Origin of the sequence: Polaromonas jejuensis NBRC 106434 (assembly GCF_001598235.1) — a bacterium.
Classification (GTDB): Bacteria; Pseudomonadota; Gammaproteobacteria; order Burkholderiales; family Burkholderiaceae_C; genus Polaromonas; species Polaromonas jejuensis.
The window spans coordinates 203,196-229,132 of sequence record NZ_BCYO01000003.1; the positions used below are offsets into that span (position 1 = coordinate 203,196).

At 64.2% G+C, this 25,937-nt stretch carries 25 protein-coding genes; 17 read left to right on the plus strand and 8 right to left on the minus strand.

Translation table 11 applies throughout. The features are described from left to right. Window positions 1–16: 16 nt before the first annotated feature. The 3 genes from PJE01S_RS05475 to PJE01S_RS05485 all read right to left on the minus strand — a co-directional run bounded on the left by PJE01S_RS05475 (window position 17) and on the right by PJE01S_RS05485 (window position 2,688). A complete protein-coding gene (locus tag PJE01S_RS05475; protein ID WP_068832153.1) occupies window positions 17–439 on the minus strand; it encodes an RNA-binding S4 domain-containing protein in 423 nt (140 codons plus the stop codon). A gap of 6 nt (window positions 440–445) precedes the next feature. Continuing rightward, window positions 446–1,900: a sensor histidine kinase gene (locus PJE01S_RS05480; RefSeq protein WP_068832154.1), complete on the minus strand. Its 1,455-nt coding sequence runs from the start codon at window positions 1,898–1,900 to the stop codon at window positions 446–448. Between the two features lie 95 nt (window positions 1,901–1,995). Continuing rightward, window positions 1,996–2,688: a response regulator transcription factor gene (locus PJE01S_RS05485; RefSeq protein ID WP_068832287.1), complete on the minus strand. Its 693-nt coding sequence runs from the start codon at window positions 2,686–2,688 to the stop codon at window positions 1,996–1,998. 98 nt (window positions 2,689–2,786) lie between these two features. Here PJE01S_RS05485 and PJE01S_RS05490 point away from each other — a divergent pair, with 98 nt between their 5' ends. The 9 genes from PJE01S_RS05490 (at window position 2,787) to PJE01S_RS05530 (ending at window position 13,074) form a co-directional block, all read left to right on the plus strand. Next, on the plus strand, window positions 2,787–3,746 hold the full coding sequence (locus PJE01S_RS05490; protein ID WP_068832155.1) for a tripartite tricarboxylate transporter substrate binding protein: 960 nt from the start codon (window positions 2,787–2,789) through the stop codon (window positions 3,744–3,746). A gap of 90 nt (window positions 3,747–3,836) precedes the next feature. Then, entirely contained in the window at window positions 3,837–4,391 is a 555-nt protein-coding gene (locus tag PJE01S_RS05495; protein ID WP_068832156.1) for a tripartite tricarboxylate transporter TctB family protein, read from the plus strand. A gap of 1 nt (window position 4,392) precedes the next feature. Next, window positions 4,393–5,898, plus strand: a complete 1,506-nt coding sequence (locus PJE01S_RS05500) for a tripartite tricarboxylate transporter permease (protein ID WP_068832157.1) — start codon at window positions 4,393–4,395, stop codon at window positions 5,896–5,898. A 28-nt stretch (window positions 5,899–5,926) separates the two neighbouring features. After that, a complete protein-coding gene (locus PJE01S_RS05505) occupies window positions 5,927–6,952 on the plus strand; it encodes a Bug family tripartite tricarboxylate transporter substrate binding protein (protein ID WP_068832158.1) in 1,026 nt (341 codons plus the stop codon). Window positions 6,953–7,061: 109 nt separating this feature from the next. Beyond that, entirely contained in the window at window positions 7,062–8,111 is a 1,050-nt protein-coding gene (locus PJE01S_RS05510) for a LacI family DNA-binding transcriptional regulator (RefSeq protein WP_068832159.1), read from the plus strand. A 150-nt stretch (window positions 8,112–8,261) separates the two neighbouring features. Then, window positions 8,262–9,218: a Bug family tripartite tricarboxylate transporter substrate binding protein gene (locus tag PJE01S_RS05515; RefSeq protein ID WP_068832160.1), complete on the plus strand. Its 957-nt coding sequence runs from the start codon at window positions 8,262–8,264 to the stop codon at window positions 9,216–9,218. A gap of 26 nt (window positions 9,219–9,244) precedes the next feature. Beyond that, window positions 9,245–10,570, plus strand: coding sequence for a glucarate dehydratase (gene gudD / locus PJE01S_RS05520; protein WP_068832161.1), 1,326 nt, complete (start codon window positions 9,245–9,247; stop codon window positions 10,568–10,570). Window positions 10,571–10,702: 132 nt separating this feature from the next. Beyond that, window positions 10,703–11,614 (plus strand): 5-dehydro-4-deoxyglucarate dehydratase, encoded by a 912-nt coding sequence (kdgD, locus tag PJE01S_RS05525; protein ID WP_068832162.1) that lies wholly within the window; start codon window positions 10,703–10,705, stop codon window positions 11,612–11,614. Window positions 11,615–11,631: 17 nt separating this feature from the next. Next, entirely contained in the window at window positions 11,632–13,074 is a 1,443-nt protein-coding gene (locus tag PJE01S_RS05530; protein WP_068832163.1) for an aldehyde dehydrogenase family protein, read from the plus strand. A 40-nt stretch (window positions 13,075–13,114) separates the two neighbouring features. Here PJE01S_RS05530 and hemH read toward each other — a convergent pair whose 3' ends face one another. Further along, window positions 13,115–14,218 carry a ferrochelatase gene (gene hemH, locus PJE01S_RS05535; protein WP_068832164.1) on the minus strand — a complete coding sequence of 368 codons (1,104 nt, stop codon included), beginning with the start codon at window positions 14,216–14,218 and terminating at the stop codon, window positions 13,115–13,117. Between the two features lie 19 nt (window positions 14,219–14,237). On the opposite strand from hemH, the gene PJE01S_RS05540 reads away from it, so the two are divergent. Together PJE01S_RS05540 and PJE01S_RS05545 are read left to right on the plus strand one after the other, a co-directional pair. Beyond that, window positions 14,238–14,933, plus strand: a complete 696-nt coding sequence (locus tag PJE01S_RS05540; protein ID WP_068832165.1) for an HAD family hydrolase — start codon at window positions 14,238–14,240, stop codon at window positions 14,931–14,933. 29 nt (window positions 14,934–14,962) lie between these two features. Then, complete coding sequence (locus PJE01S_RS05545; RefSeq protein ID WP_068832288.1) at window positions 14,963–15,595, plus strand: glutathione S-transferase family protein; 633 nt, start codon at window positions 14,963–14,965, stop codon at window positions 15,593–15,595. Between the two features lie 46 nt (window positions 15,596–15,641). Here the strand turns inward: PJE01S_RS05545 and hpnE are convergent, their stop codons facing one another. The 4 genes from hpnE to PJE01S_RS05565 form a co-directional block, all read right to left on the minus strand. Further along, window positions 15,642–16,946, minus strand: coding sequence for a hydroxysqualene dehydroxylase HpnE (gene hpnE, locus PJE01S_RS05550; RefSeq protein WP_068832166.1), 1,305 nt, complete (start codon window positions 16,944–16,946; stop codon window positions 15,642–15,644). Window position 16,947: 1 nt separating this feature from the next. After that, the gene (gene hpnD, locus PJE01S_RS05555) at window positions 16,948–17,790 is read right to left on the minus strand and encodes a presqualene diphosphate synthase HpnD (RefSeq protein ID WP_068832167.1); all 843 of its coding nucleotides are present in this window, start codon (window positions 17,788–17,790) and stop codon (window positions 16,948–16,950) included. Window positions 17,791–17,875: 85 nt separating this feature from the next. Continuing rightward, window positions 17,876–18,772, minus strand: coding sequence for a squalene synthase HpnC (gene hpnC / locus PJE01S_RS05560; RefSeq protein ID WP_068832168.1), 897 nt, complete (start codon window positions 18,770–18,772; stop codon window positions 17,876–17,878). 5 nt (window positions 18,773–18,777) lie between these two features. Beyond that, window positions 18,778–19,635, minus strand: a complete 858-nt coding sequence (locus PJE01S_RS05565; RefSeq protein ID WP_068832169.1) for a LysR substrate-binding domain-containing protein — start codon at window positions 19,633–19,635, stop codon at window positions 18,778–18,780. 155 nt (window positions 19,636–19,790) lie between these two features. Here PJE01S_RS05565 and PJE01S_RS05570 point away from each other — a divergent pair, with 155 nt between their 5' ends. The 6 genes from PJE01S_RS05570 (at window position 19,791) to speB (ending at window position 25,911) form a co-directional block, all read left to right on the plus strand. Next, window positions 19,791–20,885: an ABC transporter substrate-binding protein gene (locus PJE01S_RS05570; protein ID WP_068832170.1), complete on the plus strand. Its 1,095-nt coding sequence runs from the start codon at window positions 19,791–19,793 to the stop codon at window positions 20,883–20,885. Window positions 20,886–20,949: 64 nt separating this feature from the next. Next, window positions 20,950–21,807 (plus strand): ABC transporter permease, encoded by an 858-nt coding sequence (locus PJE01S_RS05575; RefSeq protein ID WP_068832171.1) that lies wholly within the window; start codon window positions 20,950–20,952, stop codon window positions 21,805–21,807. A gap of 32 nt (window positions 21,808–21,839) precedes the next feature. Continuing rightward, the gene (locus PJE01S_RS05580) at window positions 21,840–22,727 is read left to right on the plus strand and encodes an ABC transporter permease (RefSeq protein ID WP_245660629.1); all 888 of its coding nucleotides are present in this window, start codon (window positions 21,840–21,842) and stop codon (window positions 22,725–22,727) included. 41 nt (window positions 22,728–22,768) lie between these two features. Further along, the gene (locus PJE01S_RS05585; protein WP_245660631.1) at window positions 22,769–23,827 is read left to right on the plus strand and encodes an ABC transporter ATP-binding protein; all 1,059 of its coding nucleotides are present in this window, start codon (window positions 22,769–22,771) and stop codon (window positions 23,825–23,827) included. Window positions 23,828–23,842: 15 nt separating this feature from the next. Continuing rightward, complete coding sequence (lhpI, locus tag PJE01S_RS05590) at window positions 23,843–24,841, plus strand: bifunctional Delta(1)-pyrroline-2-carboxylate/Delta(1)-piperideine-2-carboxylate reductase (protein WP_084389377.1); 999 nt, start codon at window positions 23,843–23,845, stop codon at window positions 24,839–24,841. Then, window positions 24,838–25,911 carry an agmatinase gene (gene speB / locus PJE01S_RS05595; RefSeq protein WP_245660633.1) on the plus strand — a complete coding sequence of 358 codons (1,074 nt, stop codon included), beginning with the start codon at window positions 24,838–24,840 and terminating at the stop codon, window positions 25,909–25,911. Before lhpI ends, speB begins: the two co-directional genes overlap by 4 nt. The last annotated feature ends 26 nt before the right edge of the window (window positions 25,912–25,937 follow it).

A 25,937-nucleotide genomic window follows, 5' to 3' on the forward strand; every position in this document is an offset into this window, starting at 1 on the left:
AATTGCGCGGGTTTTTTCAGGACTTCCGGTCTGCCGACGCGCTCCAGCGATTGTTCCAGGCCTTGTCTTGAGCTTTCTCCAAGTCACGGCGGTCGCGCTTGGTGGGGCGGCCGTGCTCCAGGCTGCTGGCCGGCTCGCTCGCCAGCCGGCGCTGCTCGGCGGCCTGGGCTTTCAGGCGCAGGCTTTCTTCGGTTTCTTCATAGAGCTGCTGCGCCACCGCCGCTGCGCCGCGCTGCTTGCTGATGCCGCGCACGATCAGCGTACGAACCAGCGGCCCCTGCCGCAGCGTGACGGTGTCGCCCGCCTTGACCTCGCGCGCGGGCTTGGCTTCCTGGTCGTTGATGCGCACGCGCCCCTTGTCGATTTCCAGGGCAGCGAGCGAGCGGGTCTTGTAGAAGCGGGCGGCCCACAGCCACTTGTCGATACGTAATTTATCCATCTGCCGCTATTTTGAACCGTCTTGAAGCAGCGGCAGGCGAACCGTGGCATCGAGCCCCGTGACCCGGCCCCGCTGGAGCCGGTTGTTCAGCGCAATGCTGCCGTCCAGCGCCTGGGTGATTTCCCGGCAAATGGCCAGACCCAGCCCGGAGCCGTGGCGCACATTGCCCGCCGAAAAGGGCTGGTACAGGCGTGATGCCAGTTCGGCCGGGATGCCGGGGCCGCTGTCGCTGATGGTCAGCACGGCCTGGTGTCGGGCGTCGGTGACGATGCGCACCGCCAGGGTGCCACCGGCCGGCGTGTGCTTGATGGCGTTGTGCAGCAGGTTGCGCGTCAGCTCGCCCAGCATCCATTCGTGCGCATGAACGGCGGCCGGCACGGTTTCAATTTCGAAGTCTATGTCTTTCTCGGCAATCAGCGGCGAGAGGTCCAGCGCCACCGAGCGCACCACCTGCGCCAGGTCGACGGCCTGCAGATCGGCCTGCTGGCGCAGCTGCTCCACCTTGGCCAGCGCCAGCATCTGGTTGGCCAGCAGGGTGGCGCGGTCCACGGTCTGGTTGATTTCACCGAGGGCCGCCGGGGCGTCCAGGTCGCCGTGCAGCGCCGATTGCACCTGCACCTTCAGCACCGCCAGCGGCGTGCGCAACTGGTGGGCCGCGTCGCGCACAAAGCGCTTTTGGTGGTCGAGCAGGTGTTGCAATCGGCCCATCACCTCGTTGGTGGCATCGACCAGGGGCCGCAGTTCGCGCGGCGCATCGGGGGCGCTGAGGGCCGTCAGGTCGCCTTCGGGCCTGGCCTGCAGCTCGGCGCTGAGGCGGCGCACGGGGCGGGTGGCGCGCTGCACCACGACCACGACCACAAAGGCAATCACCGCCAGCAGCAGGGCCTGGCGCCACAGCGTGTCGACCAGAATCTTGCGCGCCAGCGTTTTGCGCAGCTCCAGCGTTTCCGCCACCTGGATCACCGCCATGGCGCGTCCGTCCGGGCTGGCCACCGGCTGCAGCAGCACCGCCACGCGCACATCCTCGCCCTGAAAGACGTCGTCGTAAAAATCCACCAGGGCGGCGTAGGGCGGCTTGGCCGGGATGCGGCCGCGCCAGAAGGGCAGTTGCGCAAAGCCGGACACCATTTCGCCGTTGAGGCTGGAGATCCGGTAAAAGAGGCGGCTCTGGTTGTCGGCCTCGAAGGCTTCGAGTGCGGCATAGGGCAGGTCCACGCGCAACCTGGACTGCTCGTCGTAGCCGCTTACCTCGAGCTGCTCGCCGATCGATTTGGCCGAGGCCAGCAGGGTGCGGTCGTAGGCCGTGTTGACGGCCGCAAGCGCCTGCTGGTACAGGCTCACGGTGTTGATGACAACCAGCAGGCCGACGGGCAGCAGGATGCCCAGCAGCAGGTAGCGTCGAAGTGAGATGGCCCCCGCGCTCGCCGCTGCGTGTGCTTCGCTGCCCTCCGCGGGGACCATTTCGGCTGGGGACGGTCCGGCGCCGAAATGCGGTACTTCCCGTGCTGCCGCGTCTTGCCTTGTACTGCTGTCTGAAGGGCTTGGCTCGCCGGTGCTCATGCGTTCACCTTCAGCAGATAGCCCAGGCCGCGCAGCGTCACCAGGGTCACGCCGGTGTGGGCGAGTTTTTTGCGCAGCCGGTAGACCACGACTTCTACGGCCTCGTACTGCACGTCGACCTCGCCCGGAAACACCAGTTCAAAAAGCCTTTCCTTGGAAACCGCGTGGCCGGGTTTGACGATGAGCGTTTGCAGCAGCGCAAGTTCGCGCGGCGTGAGCTCCAGCACCTGATCGCGATGGTAGATCGCGCCGCTCTCTTTTTCATAGCGTAGTGTGCCTACCAGTTGAGAGCTGGAGCCTGATTCTGCGCTGGATGCGGCGCGGCGGCGGCCGAGCGCGCGCAGGCGGGCTTCCAGCTCATCGAGGTCAAAGGGTTTGGGCAGGTAGTCATCGGCACCGCTGTTCAGTCCGACGATGCGGTCGCCCACCGTGCCGCGCGCCGTGAGTATGAGTACCGGTGTCGCCAGGCCCTGGCGGCGTGCCTGCTCCAGTACCAGCAGGCCGTCGAGGCCGGGCAGGCTGAGGTCGAGCACCACCACGTCGGGCTGCGCGGCGGTCCATTGGTCCAGCGCCTGCCGGCCGTCGGTGCAGCTCACCACCTCCATGCCGCGCCGGTTCAGGGCGCGCTGCAGGGCGGCCTGCATGGAGGCATCGTCTTCGATCAGCAGCAGTTTCAGGGTCGGCGTCATGGGCAGGACGTTAGCACTTTCCCTTATGTTTTCGGACAGCTGATTGACAGAAAGGCTGGGCATGATCGCTGGGTTACTAGCAACACAAGGAGACACTCATGCGTCGCGATACTTTTTTGAAATCCCTGGCCGCCCTGGCGGCCACCGGGGCCTTGCCCCTGCCGGCCTTTGCGGCGGCCAACTTGAAAATCATGATTCCATCCAATCCCGGCGGCGGCTGGGACACCACCGCCCGGACCTTGGGCAAGGTCATGATGGAATCCGGCTCGGCCTCCACCGTGACCTATGACAACAAGGGCGGCGCGGCCGGCGCGCTGGGCCTGGCCCAGTTTGTCAATGGCAGCAAGGGCGACGGCAACGCGCTGATGGTCATGGGCGCCGTGATGCTGGGCGGCCTGATCACCGGCAAGCCGCCGGTCAGCCTGTCGCAGGCCACGCCGATTGCGCGCCTGACCAGCGAATACAACGTGTTTGTGCTGCCCGCCAACTCGCCTTTCAAGTCCATGAAGGAAGTGATTGAGCAGCTCAAGAAAGACCCGGGCAGCGTGAAATGGGGCGGCGGTTCGCGCGGCTCCACCGAGCACATTGCCGCCGCCATGATTGCGCGCGAGGTCGGCGTCGACCCCGCCAAGATCAATTACGTCGCTTTCCGGGGCGGCGGAGAAGCCACCGCAGCCATCCTGGGCGGCAACGTCACCGTGGGCGGCAGTGGCTACAGCGAGTTCGCCGAGTACATCAGCACCGGCAAAATGAAGGCGCTGGCCGTGACTTCCGAGGCCCGCCTGAAGGCCGTGAACGTTCCCACGCTGAAGGAGCAGGGCATCGATGTCGTGCTTGGAAACTGGCGCGGCATTTACGGCGCGCCGGGTATTTCGCCCGCGCAGCGCGAAGCCTTGACCGCGATGGTTCTCAAGGCCGTCAAGTCCAAGAGCTGGATGGAGGCGTGCGAGAAAAACGGCTGGACCCCCGCCGTGCTGACCGGCCCGGCCTTTGACAAGTTCGTGGACGACGACTTTGCCAGCCTGCGCGCCACCATGGTCAAGACCGGCATGATCTGAGGCCCAGCCTCTCCGCTCTCACGGCGCGTTGCCTGAACCAGGCAGCGTGCCGTTTCAACGTTCAGTTCCAAGTTATTGGGAACCATAACAATGACAACTTCACATTCCTTGGCCCACGGGCCTTCCGACCTGGCCGTGCAGGCTACGGCGGCCGTCTGGCCGCAAAGCCTGGTCGGCGCCGGCGTGCTGCTGACCGGCCTGGCGCTGGCCTTTGGCGCCATCAGCATTTCCTCCGAGGCCGGCTATGGCGGCGTCGGGCCCAACTTCCTGCCCTGGCTGATCTCTATCGTGCTCACGGTCTGCGGCGGATGGATCATCTGGGAAGCGCGCAGCGGTGGCTTTCGCGAGCTTGACCCGCCTTCCGGCGCGACGCGGGCCTACTGGCCGGGCTTTGTCTGGGTCTCGGCCGGCCTGCTGCTCAACGCGGCACTGATCACCACGATAGGCTTTATTTTCAGCTGCACGCTGTGCTACCTGCTGGCGGTGCAGGGTCTGCGGCGCGCCAGTGGCCAGCCGGCGGGCGCGGTTCGCACCTGGGGCCTTGACATCATCGCCGGGTTGCTGATTTCAGCGCCGGTGTTCTGGATGTTCACGCAATTCCTGGCAATCAACCTGCCGGGCCTGACAGCAACCGGGTGGCTCTGACATGGATATCTTCAACGCATTGATGCATGGCTTCGCGCTCGCGATCACGCCTGCCAATCTTTTGTGGTGCCTGGTGGGCTGCGCCTTGGGCACGGCCGTGGGCGTGCTGCCCGGTATCGGCCCGGCGGTGGCCGTGGCCATGCTGCTGCCGATCACGGCCAAGGTCGACGTCACGGCCTCGATGATCTTTTTCTCGGGCATTTACTACGGCGCCATGTATGGCGGCTCGACCACCTCCATCCTGCTCAACACGCCGGGTGAAACCGCCAGCATGGTCACGGCCATGGAGGGCAACAAGATGGCCAAGAGCGGTCGCGCGGGCGCCGCGCTGGCGACCGCCGCCATCGGCTCCTTTGTGGCGGGCACCATTGCCACGGTCATCGTGACGCTGTTCGCGCCTTTTGTGGCCGAGTTTGCGGTCAAGCTGGGCCCGCCCGAGTATTTCCTGCTGATGCTGCTGGCCTTCACCACGGTCAGCGCGGTGCTGGGCAAAAGCACGCTGCGCGGCATGACGGCGCTGTTTGTCGGCCTGGCGGCGGGTTGCGTCGGACTCGACCAGATTTCGGGCCAGGGCCGCTACACCGGCGGCATTCCGGAATTGCTGGACGGCATTGAAATCGTGCTGGTGGCGGTCGGTTTGTTCGCGGTGGCGGAAGTGCTGTACGCCGTGCTGTATGAAGGCCGGGTGGTGGAAGAGCAGAACAAGCTCAGCCGCGTGCACATGACGGCGCGCGACTGGAAGCGCTCGATTCCCGCCTGGCTGCGCGGCACAGCCATAGGCACGCCTTTTGGCTGTATTCCGGCGGGCGGCACCGAGATACCGACCTTCCTGAGCTATGCGATGGAAAAAAAGCTGGCCAGGAATCCCGAAGACAGGGCGGAATTCGGCACCCGGGGCGCCATCGAAGGCGTGGCCGGCCCGGAAGCGGCCAACAATGCCACGGTGACGGCCGCGCTGATTCCCCTGCTCACGCTGGGCATTCCGACCTCCAACACCACGGCCATCCTGCTGGGCGCCTTCCAGAACTACGGCATCCAGCCTGGGCCGCAGCTGTTCACCACGTCGGCCGCCCTGGTGTGGGCGCTGATTGCATCGCTCTACATCGGCAATGTGATGCTGCTGGTGCTGAACCTGCCCATGGTGGGCTTCTGGGTCAAGCTGCTGAAGATCCCCAAGCCGCAGCTGTATGCGGGCATCCTGATCTTCGCGACGGTGGGCGCCTACGGCATGCGCCAGAGTGCGTTTGATTTGTTCCTGCTCTACGCCATTGGCCTGCTGGGTGTGCTGATGCGCCGCTTCGACTTTCCGACCGCCCCCGTGGTGGTGGGCATGATTCTCGGGCCCCTGGCGGAAGCGCAACTGCGCAATGCCATGTCGATAGGCGAGGGCAGCCCCATGGTGTTCTTCCAGCGCCCCATGTCGATCACGCTTGTCGTGACCGTGGTGGCGGTGCTGGTGTTGCCGCGCCTGGCCAAGTACTGGTCCGGGCGCAAGGCCGTAGTCTGAAAATTGCTATCAACAACCGAGGGAAAACATGCTGAATCTCGAACGACGCGCCGTTCTGGGCGGACTCGCAGGACTTGGAATGACTGCCTTGGGAGGCACGGCGCCGGCGTGGGCTCAAACGGCCAAAACCGCCGCAGCTGGTGCTTCCGGCAAAGCCAGGGCGGCCAGGCTGGCGCCGAAGCTGCGCATCGTCATCCCCGCGAACGCCGGCGGGGGCTGGGACCAGACCGGCCGGGCCCTGGGCACAGCGCTGCTGGGCGCCGGCATGACCGACGAGATCGAGTATGAGAACAAGGGCGGCAAGGGCGGCACCCTGGGGCTGGCTTACTACGCCGAAAAATACAGCAACGACCCCAATACCCTGCTGATGGGCGGCATGGTCATGGTCGGTGCGGTCGCGCTGCAAAAGCCGGCTGTGGACATGACCCGCATCCAGCCGATTGCGCGCCTGACCAGCGACTACCTGGTGGTGGTGGTCGCCGCCAACTCACCGATCCGCTCCATTGGCGATCTCGCCGAACGCATGCGCGCCAACCCCAAAGAGGTGCCTATCGCCGGTGGCTCGGCCGGCGGCGTGGATCATGTGTTTGCCGGCGTGTTCACACGGGCTTCCAAAGGCAACCCGGAAGAGTTGATGTACCTGCCTTTTGCCGGTGGCGCCGAAGTGGTGCAGGCGGTGCTGGGCGGCAAGGCGGTGGCCGGCATATCGGGCTATAGCGAGTTCAGCGAGCAACTGGCCAGCGGCAAGCTGCGTGCCATTGGCGTGTCGTCCAAGCGCTCGGTGTTTGGCATTCCTGCGATTCGCGAGCAGGGCGTGGACGTGGACATGGCCAACTGGCGCGGCGTGTTCACCGGCCAGGGCGTGAGCGCCGCGCGCCAGGCCGAGATGGTCGAAGCCGTGAAGGCGGCGACCGGCCATGAATCGTGGCAAAAAACCCTGAAGCAAAACCACTGGGCATCGTCCCTGCTGTCCGGCCCCAGTTTCAGCAGCTTTATCGACTTTGACATGACGACTTCGCGGGTGATGGTGCACCTGCTCAAGCTGAAAGTCTGAGCATTCGGGGCCGGCGCGTTGCCGGCTCCTCCGGTCTGGCGTGGCGGGGGAATTCTGAATTCGACCTGGTGGATTCGCACTATCTGCTGTTAGCGTTACCATATGCGCGATGACAGATTCACGCCCGAAGAATAATCAGCCGACCTTGCCCGCCCCGCAACGCCAGCGTCCTCACAGCGTGACGGTGAGCGATGTGGCGCGCCTGGCTGGCGTATCGGCGATGACGGTGTCGCGCGCTGTCAACACACCGGATCAGGTGCCGGCGGCGACCTTGAAGAAGGTGCAGGATGCGGTCGCCAAGACCGGCTATGTGCCGAATCTCCTGGCCGGCGGGCTTCGTTCAAGCAAGAGCCGTTTGGTCGCCGCGCTGGTGCCCACGCTGGCAGGGCCCGTGTTCATGGAAACCATTCAGGCCTTGACGGCCGCCCTGGCCGAACACGGCTATCAACTGATGCTCGGCCAGAGCGGTTACGCGAACTCGCGTGAAGACGATCTGCTGAGTGCGATCATCGGCCGCAGGCCCGACGGCATCGTGCTGACGGGCATCATGCATTCCATTGAAGGCCGGCGGCGCCTGCTGGCAGCAGGCATCCCGGTGGTGGAAACCTGGGACCTCACGCCCACGCCCATCGATATGCTGGTCGGCTTTTCGCACACGGAAGTGGGGCGCAGCGTCTGCGACTATCTGCACGCGCGTGGGCGCCGCCACCTGGCGGTCATAGGCGGTGACGACGAGCGCTCGCACCGCCGCAACCAGGCTTTCGTGGAGGCGGCCGCCAAACTGGGGCTCGCACCGCCGCCGATTCATCTGGTGCCTGCGCCCACCTCACTGGGCAGCGGGCGCAGCGGCTTGCGCACACTGCTGGCGGAACACCCGGACATCGATGCGATTTTCTGCAGCTCCGACCTGCTGGCTCTGGGGGTGCTGATTGAGGCGCAGGCGCAAGGCATTGATGTGCCGGGCAGGCTCGCCGTCATGGGCTTTGGCGACCTGTCCCTGGCCCGTGACCTGCACCCGGCATTGACGACGGTTCGGATTGACGGCACGCGCATTGGGCGTCAGGCCGCGCAGTGCATCGTGGACCGCGCCCAAGGCCGCCAGATCGAGGCGCGCGTGATGGACATCGGCTTCACGATCATTGAGCGCGCCAGCGTCTGATGGAAACTGCGGTATAGGTATTTTCCCTAGATTGTTTGTCATTGACAAGATCGTTGTTAACGTTACCATTCAACGTTGTTAACGTTACCATTGCAATCCGCGTAGAGGTCGTTCATTGCGTCCATGCATCAACCCCCAAGAGACTTTCAGATGAAAAAAATGTTGTGTGCGATCACCACTGCCTTGGCTCTGGCCACTCCGGCCTTCGCCTGGCCCGACAAGACCGTCACCATGGTGGTGCCGTTCCCGGCCGGTGGTTCCACCGACATGATCGCCCGCCAGCTGGCGCAAAAGCTGGGGGAGAAATTCGGGCAAACCTTCATCGTCGATAACCGGGCCGGTGCCACCGGCACCATTGGGGCGATGTATACCAAGCGCGCCGCGCCCGATGGCTACACCCTCCTGGTGTCCTCGCTCGGTCCCTTTGTGATGGCGCCGCACCTGCTCAAGAGCGTGCAGTACGACGCCACCAAGGACTTCGATCTGATCACCGTGGCCGTGCAGGCGCCCAACGTGCTCGTGGTGCCAACGTCGTCGCCTTTGAAAAGCGTTGCCGACGTATTGGTGAAAATGAAGAAGGAGCCCGGCAAGATGAGTTTTGCATCGTCGGGCAATGGCTCTTCAGACCATTTGACGGCCGAGCTTTTCTGGCAGCAGACGCATACCACGGCACTGCATGTGCCTTACAAGGGCGGCGCGCCGGCGATCGCCGATCTGCTGGGTGGCCAGGTCGACGCCTCGTTTCAAAACATCAACGCGGTTCTCACGCAAGTCAATTCCGGCAAGCTGCGCGCGCTGGCCGTCACGGGTGACAAGCGTTCCACGCTGCTGCCCCAGGTGCCCACCCTGGCCGAAGCTGGCGTCAAGAATGTCGATGTGTACTCATGGCAGGCCGTCGCCGGCCCCAAGGGCTTGCCGGCCGATGTGCGTGGCAAACTGCAATCCGCCATCGTGGCCGCGCTCAATGACCCGCAGGTCAAGCCCAAGCTGGTAGACCTCGGGTTCGAGATTGTCGCCAACACGCCTGAGCAGTTCGCCAAGTTCCAGGCGGATGAGTTTGCGCGCTGGAAGCGGGTGATCGAAGCCGGTAATATCAAAGCAGACTGAACCAACCGATAGAACAGAGAGCACCCATGTCAACACCTTTGGTCACTGGCCTTCAAGTTATTCCCGTCGCGGGTCGCGACAGCATGCTGTTGAACCTCAGCGGCGCGCACGGCCCGTTTTTCACGCGCAACATTGTCATCATCACGGACAGCTCGGGCCACACCGGTGTGGGTGAAGTGCCGGGTGGCGAGAAGATTCGTCAAACCATAGAAGAGGCGCGCTCATTGGTCATGGGGCAACCCATTGGCAACTACCTGCGCATTCTGCAGCAGGCACGTGAACGCTTTGCCGACCGCGATGCAGGCGGTCGTGGTCTGCAGACTTTCGACCTGCGCATCGCCATCCATGCGGTGACAGCGCTGGAATCGGCCTTGCTCGACCTGCTGGGCCAGCATCTGGAGGTGCCCGTGGCTGCGCTGCTGGGTGAAGGCCAGCAACGTGACAAGGTGGAGATGCTGGGCTACCTGTTTTTCATCGGTGACCGCAGCAAGACCGATCTGGCTTACGCAACGGACCCCGAGGGTGCCGACGCCTGGTCAAGGCTGCGTCATGAGGTCGCGCTGACCCCGGAGGCTATCGTGCGTCTTGCCGAAGCGGCCTACGAGCGCTATGGCTTCAATGACTTCAAACTCAAGGGCGGTGTGTTGCGCGGTGAAGACGAGGTGGCGGCGGTCACCGCCATCCACGAGCGATTTCCCAAGGCGCGGGTCACGCTGGATCCGAATGGCGGCTGGCTGCTGAAGGACGCCATACGCCTGATGCGCGATGCGCGCAATGTGGTGGCTTATGCCGAAGATCCCTGCGGTGCCGAGGAGGGCTTCTCGGGCCGCGAGGTCATGGCTGAATTCCGCCGCGCCACCGGCCTGCCAACCGCCACCAACATGATTGCCACCGATTGGCGGCAAATGTCGCACGCCTTGTCGCTGCAGTCCGTCGACATCCCCCTGGCGGATCCGCATTTCTGGACCATGGCGGGCTCGGTGCGCGTCGCGCAGGTTTGCCGTGACTGGGGCCTGACCTGGGGTTCACATTCAAACAACCACTTTGATATTTCTCTGGCCATGTTCACGCATGTGGGGGCTGCCGCCCCCGGACGCGTGACGGCGATCGACACGCACTGGATCTGGCAGGACGGGCAGCGGCTCACCAAGGCGCCGCTGCAAATCAAGGGCGGCTTTATCGAGGTGCCCAAGAAGCCTGGCCTGGGCATAGAGCTGGACATGGCCGAGGTCGCCAAGGCCCATGCGCTCTACCAGCAGCACGGTCTGGGTGCGCGTGACGATGCCATGGCGATGCAATACCTTATACCCGGCTGGAAGTTCGATCCGAAAGGCCCTTGTCTGGTGCGTTAAATGCGCTCCATCCGTGTTTTTGACCCGCTCAAAAAATAGCGAAAGCCCCGGCAGCAGGCCAGCAGTGACTGGAGAGTGCCGGGATTTCAAAACATTGCTTTCTTTATTCCTCTAACGTTTTCAGAGCTTCAGATGACCCCACAAGATCTCAAATCCATCATGTCCCACGGCCTGCTGTCTTTCCCGCTGACAGACTTTGACGCCCAGGGCAACTTCAATGCCAAGGCCTACGCCGAACGCCTGGAGTGGCTGGCCCCCTATGGCGCGAGCGCTCTTTTCGCCGCAGGCGGAACCGGCGAATTTTTCTCGCTGGACGGTGACGAGTACCCGGCCATCATCAAGACTGCGGTGGACACCTGCCGCGGCAAGGTGCCCATCATTGCCGGTGCCGGTGGCTCTACGCGCTTTGCCATCCAGTGCGCGCAGGAGGCTGAGCGCGCGGGTGCCCACGGCATCCTGCTGCTGCCCCATTACCTGACCGAAGCCTCGCAGGAGGGGCTGATCGCCCATGTGGAGGCCGTCTGCAAGAGCGTGAAATTCGGCGTGATTGTGTACAACCGCAACGTCTGCAAACTCACGCCCGCTTCATTGGCCATTCTGGCCGACCGTTGCCCCAACCTGATCGGTTTCAAGGATGGCGTGGGTGACATCGAAACCATGATGTCCATCTACCTGAAGATGGGCGACCGCTTCGCCTACCTGGGTGGCTTACCCACCGCCGAGGTCTATGCCGCCGCCTACAAGGCGCTGGGTACCCCGGTGTACTCATCGGCGGTGTTCAACTTCATCCCCAAAACCGCGATGGAGTTCTATCACGCGGTAGCGTCCGACGACCATGCGACCCAGCACCGGCTGCTCAAGAATTTCTTCATGCCCTATCTGGACATCCGCAACAAATGCCCAGGCTATGCCGTCAGCATCGTCAAGGCCGGTGCCACGCTGGTCGGCCACAGCGCCGGACCGGTGCGCCCACCGCTCACCGACCTCAAGTCCGACGAGATGGATCAATTGGCCGCCCTGATCAAAACCCTCGGCCCACAGTAAGCAACACGGAGAATTCCATGAGTGTTCAAAAACACGACAACCTGATCGGCGGCCAATGGTTGCCGGGTGCCAGTTACAGCGCCAACCTCAATCCCAGCAATCTGGCCGATGTGATTGGCGAATACGCACAGGCCGATGCCGCCCAGCTGGAGCAGGCGGTGCAGGCGGCGCGCGCCGCCTTTCCTGCCTGGTCCGTGAGCGGCATTCAGGCGCGCTCGGATGCGCTGGACAAGATCGGCAACGAGATCCTGGCCCGCAAGGAGGAGCTGGGGACGCTGCTGTCCCGCGAGGAAGGCAAGACCCGGGCCGAGGGCATTGGTGAAGCCGCGCGCGCCGGAAATATTTTCAAGTTCTTTGCCGGTGAATGCCTGCGCCTGAGCGGTGAGACGCTGCCCTCGGTGCGGCCCGGCATTGGCGTGGAAATCACCCGTGAGCCGCTGGGCGTGATTGGCCTCATCACGCCATGGAACTTTCCCATCGCGATTCCAGCGTGGAAGATTGCGCCTGCCTTGGCCTTTGGCAACTGTGTGGTGATGAAGCCCGCCGACCTGGTGCCCGGCTGCGCCTGGGCGATCGCCGAGATCATCAGCCGCAGTGGCATCCCCGCCGGTGTCTTCAACCTGGTGATGGGCCGCGGCAGCGTGGTGGGTGACAGGCTGGTCAATCATCCCGGCATTGACGCCATCAGCTTTACCGGTTCGCAGGGCGTGGGCGCCCGCATCGCGCAGGCTTGTGCCGTGAACCTGAAGAAGGTTCAGCTCGAGATGGGCGGCAAGAACCCGCAGGTCATTCTTGATGATGCCGACCTTGCGCAGGCCGTGGAACTCAGCATCCAGAGTGCGTTTTTCTCCACCGGCCAACGCTGCACGGCGTCAAGCCGCCTGATTGTCACGCAAGGCATTTACCCGAAGTTTGTCGAAGCCCTCAAGGCGCGCATGGCCAGCCTCAGGATTGACGATGCCCTCAAGGCCGGCACGGACATCGGTCCCGTGTCCAGCCTGTCGCAGCTGGAGCAGAACCTGAGCTACGTGGAAATCGGCCAGGCCGAAGGCGCCAAGCTGGTGGCCGGCGGTGAACGCCTCCAGCGCGACACCGACGGTTTCTACATGGCGCCGGCGCTGCTGACCGATACCACCGCCGGCATGCGCATCAACCGTGAAGAAGTGTTCGGGCCGGTGGCCAGCATCATCACGGTGAAGAACTATGAAGAAGCGCTGGCCGAAGCCAACAACACGCCGTTTGGCCTGTCTGCCGGCATCGCCACGACTTCCCTGAAGTACGCCACCCACTTCAAGCGCCACAGCCAGGTCGGCATGGTGATGGTAAACCTGCCGACGGCCGGCGTGGACTATCACGTCCCCTTCGGTGGCCGCAAGGGTTCAAGTTACGGCCCACGCGAGCAGGGCCGCTACGCGCAGGAGTTTTTCACTGTCGTGAAAACCGCCTATACGCAGGCCTGATCAGGAGCCGCCCTGGCATGCATGCCAGGGGCGTTTCTGTTTATTGCGCAGCGCCCAGCGTCAGCGCCGCGGTGCGGGAGGCCGCCAGTGCGGCTGGGTCGACCGCTGCCTGCGTCGGCCAGCCGGCCAACTGCTGCGCACTGAAGTCGGCCAGCGCGGCCAGCCACTGCGGGCTGTCGTTCAGGCATTCGATGTAGCGAAACTCCCGGCCGCCCGCCTGCAAAAAGGCGTGGCGCGCTTCCATGGCAATTTCTTGCAGCGTCTCCAGGCAGTCGCCCGTGAAGCCGGGGCACACCACATCGACGCTTTTGACACCGGCCTGCGCCATCTGGATCAGCATCGGTTCGGTGTAGGGCTGCAGCCACTTGGCCTTGCCAAAGCGCGACTGGAAGGTGACTTTGTAGCGGTCTTTTTGCAGCCCGAGTTTTTCGGCCAGCAGGCGCGCTGTCTTCTGGCATTCGCAGTGGTAAGGGTCACCCAGCTTGAGCGTGCGCTCGGGCACACCGTGAAAGCTCATGAGCAGTTGTTCGGCCTGGCCGCTGTGGCGCCAGTGCGTGCGAACCTTCTCGGCCAGTGCTTCGATGTAGCCCGGCGCATCATGGTAGTGATTGACGAAGCGCAATTCGGGAATGCGGCGGATGCGGGCGGCCCAGCTGTAGACCGCATCAAACACGCTGGCCGTGGTGGTGCCGCTGTACTGCGGATAAGCCGGCAGGATGAGGATGCGCGTGGCGCCATCGGCCTTGAGCTGGTCCAGCTGCGAAGCGATGGAGGGCTGGCCATAGCGCATGGCGTAACGCACCTCCACGGCATGGCCGCGCACGCCCAGGTAGCCGCGCAGCATGACGGCCTGTTTTTGCGTCCAGACCTTGAGCGGCGAGCCTTCTCTGGTCCAGATGCTGGCGTACTTGGCGGCCGATTTTTTGGGCCGTATGCGCAGGATGATGCCGTGCAGAATCAGCCACCAGATCGGTTTGGGAATCTCGACCACGCGCGGGTCGCTCAGAAACTCCGCGAGGTAGCGGCGCAGCGCCGGCGCGGTGGGTTCATCGGGGGTGCCGAGGTTGCAAAGCAGGATGGCGGTGGTGGAGGACGCTGCGGGCGGTGCGCCGTGGCTGAAGGGCGGCTCGGGGGCAAAAGACATGGGTTATTCTCGCCTACCTATGCTTGACCTGACAACCATCAAAGCCATCACCCTGGACCTTGACGACACGCTGTGGCCCATCTGGCCCGCCATCGAACGGGCCGAGAGGGCGCTTGAAAACTGGCTCAGCCGGCACGCCCCCATGGCCGCGGCGCTGTTTGCCAATCCCGCCGCGCGGCACGAAATCCGCGAGCATGTCGTGCTCACGCGCCCGGAGCTGAAATACAACCTGAGCGCCATTCGCCGCGAAGCGATCCGGCTGGCCCTGTACCGCTCCCAGGAAGACCCGCTGCTGGCCGAGCCGGCCTTCGATGTTTTTTTTGATGAACGCAACCGGGTGACGCTGTTCGAGGATGCGTTTCTGGCGCTCGAGTTTTTATCCAGCCGCTTTCCGCTGGTGGCCGTCTCCAATGGCAATGCCGACATCCATCGCATTGGCATTGGCCGGTATTTCAGGGCCAGCATCAGCGCCCAGCAGTTTGGTGTGGGCAAGCCCGACCCGCGCATTTTTCACGCGGCCGCCGGTGCCGCCGAAGTGCAGCCCAGCCAGGTGCTGCATGTGGGAGACGATGCCACACTCGATGTGCTGGGCGCGCTCAATTGCGGCATGCAGACGGTGTGGATCAATCGATCCGATCACTTGTGGGCGCACCCGGCCGTGCCGCATGAAACCGTGACCACCTTGACCGAGCTGTGCGATCTGTTCCCGCGCTGAAGTTTTCCGGCTCTGACCAGCGGTTTTCCATGACACTCAAAATTTACGGCACCGCGGCCTCACGCGCGGCGCGCCCCTTGTGGGTCGCCGAAGAACTGGGCCTGGCCTACGAACACATTCCCCTGCCTTACCTGGGCGGCGCCACGCGCACGCCAGCGTTTCTGGCGATCAACCCGAACGGCCGCATTCCGGCGCTCGACGATGAGGGCGTGATCGTCTGGGAGTCCATGGCCTGCGCCTTGTATCTGGCGGATCGATTTAAGCCCGCTGGCGTGCCATCGCTGGCGGCCGAAAATCATGCCGAGCAGGCGGAGATTTTGCGCTGGAGCTTCTGGGTGGTGAGCGAGTGCGAAAAAGACGCGCTCGCCATTTTGATGCACCGCGAGCTCATGCCGGCCGAACGCCGCAAACCCCAGCTGGCCGAAGAGGCCGAGCGGCGCCTGCTGGCACCGCTGCGTGTGCTGGAGCAGCATTTGCAAACCCGCGACTGGCTGGCGGGCACGCGGTTCACCGTGGCCGATATCTGCGTGGCGTCGGTGCTTGCCTGGGCGCAGGCTGCGACCGGACTGATGGCGCAGTGCCCAGGGGTGGACGCGTGGCTGCGCCGCTGCCTGGACCGGCCGGCGTTTCAAACGGTGCGGTTAATGGTGAAAAGTGCCTGAAGCCCAACAGCAGCGGGCGCAAGCAGCTATCTTTTTGATAGACAAATCATTTCGACGCAGCGCCAGCAAAGGCTTGGCAGAGGCGCCCGGCCGCGTCCAGCCCTGAACGCACGGCGCCTTCCAGCGTGGCCGGGTACGGCCCGGCAATGTAGTCACCGCAGGCGAACAGGCCTGGGGCCACCTGGGCGCTGGGTCGTTGCAAACCCGGGGTGCAGGCAAAGGTGGCGCGCTTTTCCACAATGGTCTGCACCGGCTGCAGCGAATCCAGCCCGAGCTGACGGGTCGCTTGCGCCAGCACCTGCTGCGTCAGGGTGGCGCTGTCGCCCGTGCTGGCACTGATCACAAAGGCCAGAAAGCCCGCCGGGCCATCCAGCTGGCCCCGGTCAAACACAAATTGCGCGGGTTCGGCGGCATTGGAATGCAAGGCCAGCATGGGCTGGCGCAGGCGCGCGTGAGGCGCGTGGACATACACCGTGGTCAGGGCCTCGTGCTGCAGGCCGCGCGCCTGCGCCAGCCAGGTGTCGGCCGTCGCGCCGCTGCCTGCCACCAGGCGCGCCGCTTCAGCCGGTGGACAGGCCAGGACCACGCCATCAAAGGCGCAGGCGGCATCGGTGTCGGCGCCTACCATCCAGCCCGAGCCGGCGCGTGCGATGGTTTGCACGCGGGCGCCCAGGCGCGGCAGGCCGCCCTGGCCTGCGAGCCAGGTCAGGGCTGCATCGGGCAGCAGGGCGCTCAGGTCGGCACGCGGCAGCAGCAGGTTGGAGCCGCCACTCTGCAGAAACAGCGCATCGCGCATCACGCGCAAAAACACCTGTCCGCTGGCGCGCTCGACGGGCGTGTTCAGCGCCGACACGCACAAGGGTTCGATCAGCGAAGCGATGGCGCTGGGGGTAAGGCCCCGGCACAAGTCCGCCACCGACTGCTCGGGCGCACATTTAAAGCCTTTGAGTTGCCAGGCCATGGCCGTTTTGATCAGCGACAGCTTGTCAGCCCAGGACCAGCCGCGTGCGCCCAGGATGCCCGCGAATGCGTCCAGTGGCACAGGCCATTGAGGAAGCTTGAGGCCGCTGCCATCGGGGAACTGCATCGTCAGCGGCAGGCGCAGCAGGGTCGCTTCCACGTCAATGCCCAGGTCTTTCATCAGGCCCAGGGTTTGCGCATAAGCACCAATCAGGATGTGCTGGCCGTTGTCAAGCGCCAGGGGCTGGCCCGCCAGCGCAGCATCGACACGGCGGGCCCGGCCACCGGCGGTGCGGGCGCTTTCAAACAAGGTCACCTGGCAGCCCTGGCGCGTGGCCTCGACAGCGGCGGCGCAACCGGCCCAGCCGGCACCAATGACGGCGACTTTCAATTCAAACTACGCGACCGAAGGCCTGCGTTTTCCAGGCCAGCCAGAATTTGCGCAGCGGCGTGAGGCTGACACGCTGGTGCAGCACCTGGTAGCCGTCGGCGGCGATTTCGCGCAGCAGCGTGCGGTAAATGCTGGCCATCATGAGGCCGGGCTTCTGGGCGCGGCGGTCGGCATCGGGCAGCAGGGCCAGGGCTTCGTCATAAATGCTGAGCGCGCGCTGGGTCTGGAACTGCATGAGGGCGGTAAAGCGCTCGGAATACTGGCGCTTCAAAATTTCGTGGGCCTTGACATCAAACTGCTGCAGCTCATTGACGGGCAGGTAGATGCGGCCGCGCATGGCGTCTTCACCCACGTCGCGGATGATGTTGGTGAGCTGGAAGGCCAGGCCCAGCTTGTGGGCGTAAGCGGTGGTGGCTTCGTCGGTCTGGCCAAAAATGCGTGCCGCCACTTCGCCCACAATGCCGGCCACCAGGTGGCAGTAGCGCGTGAGGCCGGGAAAGTCGAGGTAGCGGTTTTGTGCCAGGTCCATCTGGCAGCCTTCAATGACGGCCAGCAAATGGCGGGCTTCAATGCGGTAGGGGGCGGCCAGCGGCATCAGGGCCTTCATCACCGGGTGTGAGGGCGTGCCGGCAAAGGATTTGTCGACCTCGGCCTGCCACCAGGCCAGCTTGCTGTGCGCCACGCCGGGGTCGGTCACTTCGTCGACAACATCGTCTATTTCACGGCAAAACGCGTAAAAAGCGGTGATCGCGGCGCGCCGCTCTTTGGGTAAAAACAGGAAGGCGTAATAAAAACTGCTGCCGGATGCGGCGGCTTTTTGCTGGACATACTGCTCAGGATTCATGCGGCGATTGTTGCACGTGAAAATGACGCAATCGGGCCTGCGGACAGGCGCCTATTTCTCACATCACGCCTATCCTTCGCATCTGCTACATCCATAAGGCGCGCCAGCCCATCACCACCACATCCCAGGCGCCGAGCTTGGGGCGTTGCTGCAAGGTGTTGAAGCCCAGCGCCTCGATCTTGTCGAGGATGCGCAGGCCGCCTTGCACCACCAGGCGCAGCTCCCAGCCGCCGCGCCCGGGTACTTTTTTCACCAGTTGTGCGCCTTTTAGCATCCTGGCCTTTGCTGAGCGGGCGCAATCAGCTATCAAATTAATAGTGCTTGGCTGGCTGTCCAGCGCCAGCAGCTGCGCTTCATCGACGCCGTGACGCGCCCAGGCGTCGGCGGGCAGGTAAATGCGTCCGCGCGGAATGTCCACGCTCAGGTCCTGCCAGAAGTTGATGAGCTGCAGGGCGGTGCAGATGTCGTCGCTTTGCTGCAGCGAGGCCGCGTCGCCGACGCCGTACAGGTGCAGCAGCAGCCGGCCCACCGGGTTGGCCGAGCGGCGGCAGTAGTCGAGCAGTTCGACCTCGCTGGCATAGCGCTGCTTCACCACGTCCTGCTCAAAGGCGCTGAGCAGGTCGGCCAGCAAATGGACGGGCAGGGCAAACTGCGCGATCACCGGGCCGAGACGCTCAAAGACGGGGGCCCAGCACGGCGATGGGGCCAGGCCGGTCGCGGTCGCGGTCGCCATCAGATCCGCGCGGTAGGCGGCCAGGTCGTCCAGCCGTGTTTGAGGCCGGGCGTCGCCCTCGTCGGCGAGGTCGTCGGCGGTGCGGGCGAACCAGTAGATGGCGGCGATGGCCGGGCGCAGGTGCGGCGGGCACAAAAGGGAGGCGACCGGGAAATTCTCGTAGTGGTCAACGCCCGCCCTGCGCGTGCTGCCGATGGAGGTATTTGCAGGGGCCAGTTTTTCCGGCAAGGGCGTCGATTTGTCCGGCATGCGCGTCAAACCGCCAGCCGGCCCGGCATGCGGGTCATGAAATCCGCCAGGTAATTGGCTTCCTCGGAGGCGCCGGGACGTGCGTAAAGGCCGATGCCGATCTGTATCGAGGTCGGGGATTCGGGCGTGGAGGGCAGCACGCGGCAGCCCGGCGGGATGGTGGCTGAAATCATGGGGCCTATGCCTATGCCCACCTGCACCGCGGTGGCCATGGCCACCAGGGTGGAGGCTTCACACACCATGTTCCAGTGCAGCTGGCTGTCGGCCAGCGACTCCATGACCCGGGTGCGCCAGGGGCAGGCGTCGGTGAAAAGCACCACCGGCAGTGCCTCGTCCGGCAGCAGTGTCAGGTCGGAGCGCACCACCCACAGCAATTGCTCGGGCCATTCGACCAGGGGCTGGTGCGCCACCTCCTGGGTGTCGCAGATCAGCAAATCGAGTTTGTCCTGTTCAAACAGCGCGGCCAGCTGCCGGTTGCCTGCAATGATCAGGTCCAGATGCACCTTGGGGTTCTGGTCGCGGAAGGATTTCAGGATGTCAATCAGCCGCGTCGCGGCAAAGTCTTCCACCACCCCCAGCTTGACGCGCCCTTCCATGTGCTGGCCGCTGATGCGCTGGCAGGCTTCTTCGTTGAGGGTCAGGATCTCGCGCGCGTAGGGCTCCAGAATGCGTCCCTCGGCGTTGGCTGTCAGGCCCTTGGGCGAACGCTCGAACAGCGGGGCGCCCGCGATATCTTCCAGGCGCCGGATCTGCATGCTGACGGCCGCCTGGGTACGGTGCAGGGCGGCCGCTGCGCCATTGACGGTGCCCACGTCAATCACCGACAAGAATGCACGCAACAGGTGCGGGTCCAAGTCCTGCATTCAGTTTTATTGATAGGTAAACGACAATTTTGTGGCTATCGCCACTTTAGCAGAGCCCTTACCATGGCTTTGAGATTTTTTGAAAGGCAGCGAAAGCAGGTTTTCGCAGTTCAACAAATTATTCTTATATACCCACACTTACAGGAGACCCCGACATGACACACGATATCCAACGGCGCACCCTGGTCAAGGCCGCCGGCGCCGCGCTGGCCACCACGGCGCTGGGATTCCCGGCGCTCAACGCACTGGCTCAAAATCGCCGATTTGCAGGGAAAACCATCCGTATCCTGACCTGGTCGGACGACACGGGGCTGGCGGTGCTGCGCAATATTGCGCAGACCTTCGAAGCGCAGACCGGTGCCAAGGTGATTGCCGACCGCACGGGTAGCACGTCCGAGATGGTCGCAAAGCTCAAGGCCGGCGGCAACCGCCCGCAATACGACGTGATCACGCTGGCGGGTGTCGGGGCCGTGACCTTGGCCAGTGCCGGCCTGCTGGAAAAGCCCGACCTGAACCAGCTGCCCAACCTGCAAAGTGTGGACCAGCGGTTTCGCACCGGGGCGGACGGCCACGGCATCGGCTACCTGCTGTGGACCGGCGGCATGCTTTACAACACCCGTACCTTCAAGGCCGCGCCGACCAGCTATGAGGAAATGTGGAACCCCAAATATGCCAAGCGGGTGTTCCTGCCGCCGGCCACCTGGACGGATTCGCTGGACACCATTGTGGCGGCGGCCAAGCTGACCGGCGGCAGCGCGACCAATGTGGAAGGCGGTTTCAAGAAGCTGGCCGAACTCAAGGACCGGGTGCTGACCTTTGGCGAGAACCCGACGCAAATCGCCGAGCTGTTCCGCTCCAACTCGCTGGACATTGGCGCGGTGTATGCGCCGGCGTTTTTCGCCAAGGAACTCAAGGACCCCAATTCCGGCCTGGGCGCCACCTACAACCTCAAAGAAGGCTTTTTCGCCGACCTGATGTACACCATCGTGCCCAAGGCCCATCCCGGCGAGTCGTCCGTGATCCATGCCTTCCTCAACCACACGCTGGACCCGGTCGTGCAGGGCAAGATGGCCGAGGACGTGCTCAACGGGCCGGTCAACCTCAAGGCCGTGCTCTCGCCCGAGGCGCAAAAGAGCCCCTTCATCATCAAGCCCGAGCAGCTTGGCTCCACGGCGGTGATCCACGACAAGGCGGTGATTGCCGCGGTGCGCGACAGCTGGATCAAGCGCTATACGCAGACCTTTTCCTGATCACCCTTGATGTCCACCACGGCCGGTTCGCGCGTTGCGCACCGGCCGTCAGGAGAGTCTGACCATGTCCTATTTTCATTCGGGCCGCCTTCGGCTGGCCCTGCTGGCCTTGCCGGCCATCGTGTTGTTGCTGCCCTTTTTTCTGGCCGTTGCCTTTGTGCTGCGCTTTTCCTTCTCGGCGGAAACGCAGGCCATTGAGGGCTTCAGTCTTGGGCGCTATCTGGGCCTGCTCGACCCGTTCTTTTTGCGCTCGGTGATCCTGACGCTGAAACTGGCGGCGCTGAGCACGGTCATCTGCCTGGTGCTGGCGGTGCCAGTGGCCATGCTGATGGCGGCGATCACCCAGCCCATCTGGCGGCGCATCGTCACCAGCCTGATTTTGCTGCCCATGATTTTGAACCTGCTGATTCAGTCCTATGGCTGGATCATGGTGCTGGGGCCCAACGGCATCATCAACGGGGTGCTGCTCAAGCTGGGCTTGCTGGATCGCCCTGTGCAGCTGCTGTTCAATGAAATTGGCGTGCTGGTGGGCCTGGTGCAAACCGCTTTGCCGCTGGCCGTGTTTCCCATCCTGGGCTCGATGCGCGCCATTTCGGGGCAGTACCTGGAGGCCAGTGCCAGCCTCGGCGCCAAGCCCTGGGTGTCGTTTCGCGACATCACGCTGCCGTTGCTCAAGCCCGGGCTGATAGGCGCGGCCTCCATCGTGTTCGCCTTCAACGCCAGCGCCTTCGCCGTGCCGCTGCTGCTGGGCGGACGCCGCGTCCAGACCATGGGCGTGGCCATTCGCGACATGGTTTCGCCGATGTTTGACTGGGGCGGCGCGGCGGCCGCCGGTGTCACCCTCATCGCCATCACCCTGGCGACCCTGATGGCCGCGACCTGGCTGTCCACACGCAGCACCCAATGGCAAGGAGCACGTTGATGGCAACGACAACCTTAATCACCTCTTCAACCATGTCTTCAACCACCTCTTCAAGCGGGTCTTCGGTCATGCCTTCAAGCACTTCGCAGGCCGGCCGCGGATCGTTTGGCTGGGTCATGGGCACGCTGGCCGGGCTGGGCCTGCTCATCGCCGCGCTGCCGGTGGTGATCATCCTGATCATGTCGTTCTCGGGCGGCACCAACCTGGATTTTCCACCCCAGTCGCTGTCGCTGCGCTGGTACGGCGCCGCTTTCGATGTGCTGTTTGGCGACAAAAGCGAGGGCACGATGTCGGCTTTCAGTGCCATGAGCAGCAGCCTGATCGTGGGCCTCGTCACCATGCTGGCCAGCGTCAGCGTGTGTGTACCGTTGTCCTATGCCGTGGTGCGCAGCCAGGGGCGCTGGCGCCATGTGGCCGAACTGCTGTTCACCTTGCCCATCGTGTTTCCGCTGGTGGTGCTGGGTGTGGCCTATCTGCTCATGACCGAGGCGCTCAACCGTGAGACGGGCATTGACCTGGGCCTGTTTCGCCTGGCCATCCCGCACATCACGCTGGCGCTGCCTTTTGTGCTGCGCAATTGCCTGAGTGCCATGAACGGCGTTGGCGTGGACCTGGAGGAGGCCGCCATGTCGCTGGGCGCCTCGCCCTTGCGCGCCATCCTGCACGTGGTCGTGCCGCTGATGAAGCCGGGGATCATGGCCGGGCTGATCTTCGCCTTCATCATTTCATTCAATGAGTTCACGGTGACCTTCTTCATGTACACGATTGACGTGCGCACCTTGCCGATCTGGATGTACAGCCGCACCGTCTCGTCGCTGGACCCCACCACCCTGGCCATTTCGACCCTGATCATTGCCCTGGACGTGGCGCTGATCGCCTGGGTCGACAAGATCGTCGCCGGCAAGGGCAGCCTGTTTTGAGCGCGGCTTCCAAGAACCTGATTAACGAAAGACTGTTGCATATGGACAAACATCTGGAACTCCGCGGTATAGGCAAACGCTTCGGCACGGCGGAGGTGCTTAGCGGGGTCGATCTGAGCATCGCCCGCGGCGAATTTGTGTGCCTGCTCGGGCCCTCGGGCTGCGGCAAGACCACACTGCTGCGCATCATTTCCGGCTTCGAGAGCGCCAGCAGTGGGCAACTGCTGCTGGACGGCCAGGAGATCAACCATGTGGCGCCGCATCTGCGCGGCTTTGGCATGGTGTTTCAGTCGCTGGCGCTGTTCCCCCACATGACGGTGGCCGAAAACATCGCCTACGGCCTGAAGCTCAAAGGCGTGGCCCCGGCGCAGCGCGCCAGCCGGGTCGAGGAATTGCTGCACATGGTGCAGCTTCCGGCGATTGCGGACCGGCCGGTGTCGGCGCTCTCCGGTGGCCAGCGCCAGCGCGTGGCCATTGCGCGCGCGCTGGCCGTGCCGCCCAAGCTGTTTTTGCTGGACGAGCCGCTGTCGGCCCTGGACGCGCAGCTGCGCGACAGCATGCAGATCGAACTCAGGCAGCTGCAGCAGCAGTTTGGCGTGACCACCATCGTGGTCACGCACGACCAGCACGAAGCCATGATGTTGTCGGACCGCCTGGTCGTCCTCAAGGGCGGTCGCGTCCAGCAATGCGACACCCCCTCTCACGTGTACCGCAAACCGGCCAATGCGTTTGTGGCCGAGTTTCTGGGGGCCGCCAATCTGCTGCCCGGCGTGGTGCGTGGCCCGGGCATGGTCGAGGTGCTGGGCAGCACTCTGGCGTTGCCCAGCAGCCTGCCCGCCGGCAGCAAGGTGACGCTGGCGGTGCGCTCCGAAGACCTCAGGTTCGAGCAGGCCCACCTTGACGCACCGGCGCGGCCCAACAGCATCTCGGGTGAGATTGATTTTCTGCGTGACCTGGGGGCCAAGTCCGAACTGATCCTGCGCTGCGGCGATGAGCGTTTGCGTTGCCATGGCAGCGATGCCCAGTTCCAAAGCGCGCGCTGCGGGCAGCGGGTGAATGTTCTGATTGATGCCGAACGCTGTTCGGTATTTGCCGGCTGAGCGAGGGAGAGTTTGATGGAAACTTCCGTGCCCACGATCTCCCCGATTTTTGTCGACGCCGCAAGCGTGGCCCGCCATTTGCCCTGGCCGGCGCTGCTGCAGGCCTTGCAACAGGCCTTTGCCGCCACCGACCTGAGCACGCCCACGCGCGCTCACCACCACATGGAAGGCATGGGCGGCAGCAGCACGCCGGTCTTGCTCTCCATGCCGGCGTGGAGTCCGCGCCTGGGCGTGGGGGTCAAACTGGTGACGGTTTATCCCGATAACGCCAGCCTCAATTTGCCGTCCATCCATGGCCTGTATGTGTTGATGGATGGCGCCACCGGCCGTCCGCAGGCGGTGCTGGAGGCCGGCGAATTGACGGCGCGGCGCACCGCAGCCGCCTCGGCCCTGGCCAGCCGGTTTCTTTCACGGCCCGACAGCAGCACCTTGCTGATGGTGGGCACCGGGCGCCTGTCGCAGTATCTGCCACTGGCCCATGCCGAGGTGCGTCCGATCAAGCGTGTGCTGGTGTGGGGCAGGTCGCTGGCCAAGGCGCAGGAGAGTGCCGACGCCTTGCGGGCGCAGGGCGTGAATGCGCTGCCTGTCGCCGGGCTGCAAGAGGCCTGCGCCGAGGCCGACATCATCAGCTGCGCCACCCTGTCCAAGACCTCGCTGCTGCGTGGCGACTGGCTGCGACCCGGCACGCATGTGGACCTGGTGGGCGCTTTCACGCCACAGATGCGGGAGGCCGATGACCAGGTGTTCCAACGTGCGGCTTCGGTCTGGTGCGACACCACCGCAGGCGCGCTGGCGGAAGCCGGTGACCTGATTCAGTCGCTGGCCTCGGGTGCGCTTGACAATGGGCGCATCAAAGGCGATTTGCTGAGGTTGTGCCAGGCGGGCCAGCCCGTTTCGCGCCATGACGCGGACATCACCGTTTTCAAATCGGTAGGGGCGGCGCTCGAAGACCTTGCCGCCGCACGGCTATGCCTTGAACGCTTGTCCCCCGATTCAATTTTTTCCCCAACATGAGCAATGCCATGATCACCAATGCAGAACACCTGGCCCGATTGCGGGACCGTTATGCCGACGCCTCGGGCGCCGACATGTTTCACCCCGCCTTCAAGGCCGTGGCCGAGCAGATCTTCAGCAGTTCGGACCGCCGCAAATGGCCGTTTGCCGATGTCGCCACGTTTCTGGATGCCCCTTACCGACCTGATGGCCTGGCCCAACCCCTGCCCAATCTGGCGGGCCTGGATGTCGCGCTGATCGGCGTGCCTATGGACCTGGGTGTGACCAACCGCGCCGGAGCGCGTCTGGGGCCGCGGGCCGTGCGCAATGTGGAGCGCATCGGACCCTATGAACATGCCCTGGGCCTGGCCCCCATCACGCGGCTGAAGATGGCCGACGTGGGCGACGTGCCCATGCGCAGCCGCTACAGCCTGGACGAATGCCATGCCGACATCGAGGCCTGTTTTACCCAGGTGGTGCAGGCCGGTGTGATTCCGCTGGCCGTGGGCGGTGACCATTCGATCACGGGCTCGATTTTGAAAGCCGTGGGCCGCGACCGGCCGGTGGGCATGGTGCACATCGATGCGCATTGCGACACCGCCGGCACCTACGAGGGTTCCAAATTTCATCACGGCGGGCCCTTCCGCGAAGCGGTGCTGGCGGGCGTGCTGGACCCGCGCCGCAGCATACAGATCGGCATTCGGGGGGGCGCCGAGTATTTGTGGGAGTTTTCGTTCGACTCCGGCATGACCGTGATCCATGCCGAAGAATTTTCCAAAATGGGTGTGGAGGCCGTGATCCGGCGCGCTAGGGAAGTGGTGGGCGACGGCCCGACCTATGTCACGTTTGACGTGGACAGCCTGGACCCGGCCTACGCACCGGGTACGGGCACACCCGAGGTCGGCGGCCTGAGCCCGCGTGAAGTGCTCACCTTGCTGCGCGGCCTGGCGGGCCTGAACATCGTGGGCGGCGACGTGATGGAGGTGGCCCCGCAGCACGACCCCACCAGCAACACGGCCCAGGTGGGGGCGCAGATGCTGTTCGAGATCCTGTGCCTGGTGGCGCTGTCGCCGGCCATGGCCGGGCGGTAACAGGCCGTGCATCATTGCATTTCTTT